This window comes from Aliivibrio sp. A6 (assembly GCF_028765505.1).
Taxonomy (GTDB): Bacteria; Pseudomonadota; Gammaproteobacteria; order Enterobacterales; family Vibrionaceae; genus Aliivibrio; species Aliivibrio finisterrensis_A.
In genome coordinates this window covers 45,033-51,991 of the sequence record NZ_JARACR010000028.1, presented here as the reverse complement: position 1 = coordinate 51,991, position 6,959 = coordinate 45,033, and the positions used below count along the sequence as shown (strand labels likewise).

Below are 6,959 nucleotides of genomic sequence, written 5' to 3'. Positions count from 1 at the left end.
AAGTCAGCTACGGGCAGCGATACGGCAGACGTTGATTTGGTGGCACCAGGTGATGGTGAAGGCGACAACGGCGGTGATGTAGCACCAACGGTTCTTATCGATTCTGGCGATGATGACACCATCAATGCGGCGGAAAAAGACGCGGGTGTTACGGCGAGTATTGAGCTGCCAGAAGGCACAGATCTGACCGCAGATAGCCTAGTTATTTCAATTAATGGCGGTGAGCTACAAACAATCAAACTGTCGGATGCAACGTTCGATGAGGGTGGCAAAGTTGTGGTTTCTATCCCAGCAAGTGCCATCGTAGATGGTACGCCAGTGAAGGTTGACGCGATTATTGTTGACGCGGCAGGCAATGAGTCCGTGGAAGGCTCAGACCGTGCTGAGGTTGATACGACTTATGGTGAAGACATTGATGAGCCAGGTAATGATATTACTCAACCAACGGTGAGTATCACGGATAATACGGGTGATGAGGCCGAGCTTATCAGTGGCACAGAAAACGCAGACATCACGGTGAGCTTCGGTGAGGGCGTGAGTTCAGGCACAGCGCAAGTGGTTATTAGTGATGAAGATGGTGACACAGCAAACGACATCACGTTGAACGTGACGTTGAATAGTAATGGCACGGCCACAATCGATGGTGGTTATACGGTGACGCAGAACGACGATGGCACTTACACTATTAATGACGTAGACGTGAAAACGCTGGCGGATGGCACCTTAACGGCAAATGCGACGTTCACCGACAGCGATGGCCACGTAGCGACCGCGAAAGATGATGTAGCGAAAGATACAGTCGCACCAAACCCTCCTGCAATTACAAACATAACCGACGACTCAGCAGCGAGTGATTACTCAACGGTGACATTACACGGTACTGGTGAGCCGGGAGCAACAATTACTATTTATGATGAAGATAATAACGTTGTTAATTCTTCTACAGTTATAACCGTAGATAGTGATGGTAACTGGACATTTGATATTTCTGACTTATCAGAAACCCCAGTCGGTGATAATGAATTCTTTAGCGTCGCGCAAACAGATGAGAATGGTAATGTAAGCCTTCCTTCTGAACAATCTCATTATGCTCACGGTGCATTTAGTGGTACAGATGACTATGATGATTACGTATTACTAGGTAAGGGAGACGACACCTTCAATTTAAACGATGATGATAAAAATGATCGAGTGGTTGTTGATGGTGGTGCAGGAACAGATACAGCAGTATTAGACTCAAATTTATCTGATTGTAAAGTTAGCCTTAATGAAAACGGTGAAATTGTTATTGTTGATAAAGAGAGTGATACAAACATCTTCCGTGACTTCGAACAATTTGAATTTAAAGATAAAGAAGATGCTCAGTCTGTATCAGATTTATTCAAACCAGTAGTTACTATAGTTGACGATAAAAACAATGATGGCGTTATTAATAAATCAGAGCTAGAAGGAAAAGTAACCGCAACATTTACTTTGCCTCCAGCAGCTGTAGCTGGAATGATTTTATTGATCACTATTGATGGTAATGCAGAACCTTACGCGTTAACGGAAGCTGACATAGAGTTAGGTACTGTAACTCGTGAAGTTGATGTTCCAGAACATGGTGAAAGCATTAACGCAGATGCAAGTATGAGTTATGAAGGACAAACTTTCTCAGATTCTGATAAGGCAGTTATGGAATCAAACTCAGCCCCTGATGCAGTAAATGACACCCTTATTTTTGATGGTTTAGCTGGAAGTTACTATGGTTATAACGACAGAGGACCTGATAAAGATGGTAATGATTTATCATCAATAGAACAGGTACTTGAGTTTATTAATGGTAATGATCCTGATGCCAGTTTTATAGCGAAAGAATTAGATTATGAGCGTGAAGCTAATGATCTTGGCGAAGATGATACATTGCAAGATTTCTTAGGTGTTGATGCTGATTCCTTATCGAGTGATCCAGGCGATTCTACTGATGCAATTTTGCATATTGAAGGTCAAGTTGATCTAGAACCAGGAAGATACGGCTTTAAAGTAACTGCAGATGATGGTTATTTAATTAAAATCGATGGCGTTATTGTTGCTCAGTATGATGGAAATCAAAGTTCTTCAACAACAACTCCTGGAGAAGATGGTCATATTTATTTTGACATAGATACTCCTGGATTCCATGAGATTGAAATTGTTTATTGGGATCACGGTGGTGCTTGTGAGCTTTCTATTGAGCTAGGAAAGTTTGATGAAAATAATCAATTAATCGAATATAAAGATTTAGGTGATTATCCGTTATCACATCAAGGTAGTTTGGCAACAGAAGATAACATTGTCACTATTACGCCAGAAGACTTATTAGGAAATGATACCGATGTTGATGGAGACGAATTAACAATCGTAGGTGTATCAAACCCAACTAATGGAACTGTTTCGATTAATGATGATGGTGAAATTGAATTTAAGCCATCAGAAAACTTTAGTGGTGACGTTACTTTTGATTACACCATCAGTGATGGAAATGGCGGCACAGATACAGCTACAGTAACAATCAATATTGATGCTGTTGCAGATGTTCCTGAATTAACTATTAAAGAAGTGAATGATATTTCATTTGGTAATAATGGATTTGTAACTGACATCATATTAAGTGAATACATTGGTGGCGAGCTAACAGATACAGATGGTTCAGAGACATTAAGTTATGAATTATCAAACCTACCATCGGATGCGGTGATCTTAGTGGGTGACGAACTAATTCCAATTAATAATGGAATAGTTGAGCTAACAGCAGATCAATTATCAACAGCTAAAATCCAATTGCCATTGAGTTATACCGGTAAGCTTTCGGTGTCAATTGTTGCTATTTCTACAGAGACGAGTAATGGAGACCAAGCTAGAAGTGAAGCTCAAATCATTGACTGGGTAGTAACAGATATTCCAAATGTTGATGAAGACGTTAACTCAGAAGGTGATTTAGTTGACTCTGTTCAAGTTGTTCATGCTGGGACGGAACATGAATATACCATATGGGCTTCTTCAGGGTCAGGGAAGCCAAATGTAATGTTTGACAAAAATGATACACAATCTGGATTAATTGTAGACGCTGGTGCTGCTGGTGATGATATATACCTAGGCTCTGGTGACGATATAATTTACCTAGGAGATAGTCATGCAGGGGGATTTGATGTTAACCCTGATGATCCTAAGCTTATAAATGCTCAAAATGTAGTTGAAAATATTTTTAGTAAAGGGAGTGATTTAAGTCATCTTCAGGATGGAGTTGAATCAGGATCATTTAAAAACATATCTGCTGACAGTAATGCTTATCTTGATCTTGGCCATGGAGGTGACGGTAATGACAAGATCTTTGGTCAAAATGGCGTTGATATTATGTTTGGTGGTAAAGGCGACGATTACCTAAACGGAGGTAATGATAATGACGGTCTTCGCGGTGGTAGCGGTAATGATATTCTTGATGGTGGCTCAGGTAACGATATCTTAATAGGTGGACTTGGTGACGATATTCTTACTGGTGGAACAGGGGAAGATATCTTTAAGTGGGTTGACCAAGGTGTTGATAATAGTTTAGATAACGGTACAGACACCATCAAAGACTTTACTGTAGGTGAGGACTTAATTGACCTAACTGAAATTATCGGTGGCGATGATGATGTTATAAATATGGGAGATCTTCTTTCTCATATTACAGTATCAGAGGATGGAGACGATCTAACACTATCGATTACAGATGACAGTGGAAATGAGCATGACATCGTCGTTGAAGGAGCAGTGGCTTCATTTGGTCTTGAGAATGCAGATTTCTCTAATCAATCAGAAGTACTAACAAAACTATTGAATGATCAGATGTTTAAATTAGATGATATTACTTAATTAGTGGATCTTACCTTAAATTAAGGGCCTATTTTGGGCCCTTTTTATTTTTCCCTTGTTTAAGGGCGCTCAAAAGAGCACAATTTCAACAAACAAGTCGAAGTGAGATTTACATGGAATTAGAAGATATTCGTCGTGATTATAGCCTTGGAGGCTTACGTAGAGCTGATTTACCACAAGAGCCAGTAGATCTATTTGAACTCTGGTTAAAACAAGCGGTAGAAGCAAAATTGACTGATCCAACCGCGATGACCGTTGCTACTGTGGATAAAAATGGACAACCATTTCAACGTATCGTGTTATTGAAGCATTTTGATAAGACAGGGTTTGTTTTTTATACCAACCTTGCATCTCGTAAAGCACAGCATTTGGAAGACCATAGTAAAATTTCTCTGCACTTTCCTTGGCACACTCTTGAGCGTCAAGTTCACATTACAGGGACGGCTGAGAAACTAAGCGCACTTGAAAATATGAAATATTTCACCTCAAGGCCAAAAGAAAGCCAAATCGCAGCATGGGCAAGTAAACAAAGCAGTCGCTTAACGGCACGTTCAGCTCTTGAAGGTAAATATCTAGAGCTTAAACAGAAGTTTGCTAAAGGGGAGATCCCTGTTCCTAAGTTTTGGGGCGGCTTTAGAGTGAATATTGAATCAATTGAATTTTGGCAAGGTGGAGATCATCGGCTTCATGATCGATTCCTATACAGTAAAGATCAAGATAACTGGGAGATCGACCGATTAGCGCCATGATCTTGGCTTGATCTTAATGAATAAATAAAAATGCCGATGATCATCAGTTCATCGGCATTTTTATGTCTCTTTTAGCCATTCAGTATTAAGTTTCTCTGTATCACCGAGATAATCTAACAACCACTGAATGGCTATAGATTGATTGTTATTGTTCCAAGCAAGGCAACATGGACTCGGGTCAATATGATTTTCTATCTTCTTACTCATTACTTGACCGGTTTCTAATAATCTTTTGGCTCTATGAGCTGGCATAACACCAACGCCTAAACCATCAATAAAACACTGTTCAGCACTGTGCCAATTGGGAACGATAAGGCGACGTTGATTATCTAACTGCCATGTCGAGCGTTTTGGTAATATCTGAGAGGTGTCTTCTAAGCAAATTACAGGATATTTAATTAACTCGGAATGTGGGATTTGGTCTTCATAAGCCGCTAATGGATGATTAAGGCCAACCACAAATTCCCAGGCGAGCTCTCCCATAGGACGGTATGAGAAATCACCACCAATCGGAATGGTTGCCGTTGCACCAATACCAATATCGGCACGACCCGTCATTAAGGCATCCCACACACCGTTAAACACTTCCATGGTTAGTTGAAGCTCAATATCGGGAAAGGTGGCGTAAAAGTCTCGAACGAGCTGGTTTACCCCATTTTCACGAACGACATTATCTAAAGCAACTGACACACTTTGTTGCCAGCCGTTTGCCACTCGTTGAGTGTTAAATCGAATGTCTTCCATCTCTTTAAGGAGTTTTCTTGTTTGCTCGACAAAATAGGTTCCGGCGGCAGTTAGTTCGACTTTACGGTGTAAGCGAGTAAATAAACATACATTTAAGCGCTCTTCTACAGACTTTATGGTGTAGCTGATCGCGCTAGGTACTTTATGTAACTCATCTGCCGCATGGCTAAAACTGCCTAATCGTGCAACGGACTCAATAGTGATTAATTCGTGGTATGAAAACATAAAAACCTGATGTTTATTTATTCGCATCAAACTATTTGATGCAAAGTGCAAATTATATCGTTTCACAAGAGTAGCAACTAGCACATAGAATGCAACGAATTTTAAAAATGTTCAGCTTTGGAGAAGAACATGGAAAACAAAAAACAATCTATACCTTATATCTGGCTTGCAGGCCTAAGTATGTTAGGTTTTTTAGCAACAGATATGTATTTACCTGCATTCGATATTATTCGTGGTGATTTAGCAACGACAGAAAATATGATTGGATTAACCCTAAGTATTTTCTTGTTAGGTATGGCGATTGGTCAACTTTTTTACGGACGATTAACTCAAAAGTTAGGAACGAAAAAATCACTGATCATTGGTTTAAGCATTTTTGCAGTCAGTAGTTTAGCTGCTTCATTTTCAACCAGTGTCGAAATGCTATTAGTTGCACGTTTCTTCCAAGCGCTGGGTGCTTGTAGTGCTAACGTTATTTGGCAAGCAATGGTTATTCAGCGTTACGATGCGAAAACATCACAGCGTATTTTTGCGACAATTATGCCATTAGTTGCTCTTTCTCCTGCATTGGCTCCTTTATTAGGTGCTGCGATTGAAAAGTTCTACGGTTGGTCAATGATCTTCGTAACATTAACGATTATTGGTGTTGGCTTAGCAGTAAGAACGTTTGCAGATAAAGAACCAAAACAAGAGCAAGCAACATCAGGAAAAACCATTACTTTTCGTGATGTTATCAAGTCAAAAAAATTCACAGGAAATATGTTAATTTACGCAGCAAGTTCAGCAATCTTCTTTGCGTGGTTAACGGGGTCACCGTTTGTAATGACTCAAATGGGTTATTCAGGTTCTGATATCGGTTTAAGCTATGTTCCACAAACTATTGCCTTTATCGTTGGTGGTTACGGTTGTCGTTGGGCATTAGAACGCTTTAATGCACAACAAGTACTGCCATGGATTTTAAAATTATCTATCGCGAGTGTGGTTACGGTTTTCTTAGTGTCATGGAGAATGGATGTATCATCAATCATTCCAATGCTCATTCCGTTCTGCTTCTTAGCGGCGGCAAATGGTGCGGTGTACCCAATTGTAGTGAATAACGCATTAATTGATTTTAAAGAAGGAAGTGCTGTTGCTTCTGGTTTGCTTAACTTCTTACAAATGTTGTTCTGTGTAGCGGCAAGTGCAATGGTATCGAGCATTAGCTACATGGGCGCAATCTCTATGGGGAGCATCATGTTATTGCAATTGGTTTTCTTATTCATCGGTGCAGTCATGGTGTTTAAAGCGAACAAAGAAGAAAATATGGTATTAGCAGAGCAATAATCTGTATAAAATAATGTGATAAAAATAGCATTGAGCGTAACTGCC

The 6,959-nt window shown here is 40.0% G+C and carries 4 protein-coding genes; 3 read left to right on the top strand and 1 reads right to left on the bottom strand.

The annotated features are described in order from the left end of the window. Positions 1-3,873, top strand: a 3,873-nt coding sequence (locus PVK70_RS15120) for a tandem-95 repeat protein (RefSeq protein WP_274441623.1), incomplete at its 5' end; no start/stop codon positions are given. 113 nt (positions 3,874-3,986) lie between these two features. Further along, positions 3,987-4,622 (top strand): pyridoxamine 5'-phosphate oxidase, encoded by a 636-nt coding sequence (gene pdxH, locus PVK70_RS15115; protein WP_130044904.1) that lies wholly within the window; start codon positions 3,987-3,989, stop codon positions 4,620-4,622. 60 nt (positions 4,623-4,682) lie between these two features. Here pdxH and punR read toward each other — a convergent pair whose 3' ends face one another. Next, a complete protein-coding gene (punR, locus tag PVK70_RS15110) occupies positions 4,683-5,591 on the bottom strand; it encodes a DNA-binding transcriptional activator PunR (protein WP_130044903.1) in 909 nt (302 codons plus the stop codon). Positions 5,592-5,720: 129 nt separating this feature from the next. Here punR and punC point away from each other — a divergent pair, with 129 nt between their 5' ends. Further along, entirely contained in the window at positions 5,721-6,914 is a 1,194-nt protein-coding gene (punC, locus tag PVK70_RS15105; RefSeq protein ID WP_130047064.1) for a purine nucleoside transporter PunC, read from the top strand. The last annotated feature ends 45 nt before the right edge of the window (positions 6,915-6,959 follow it).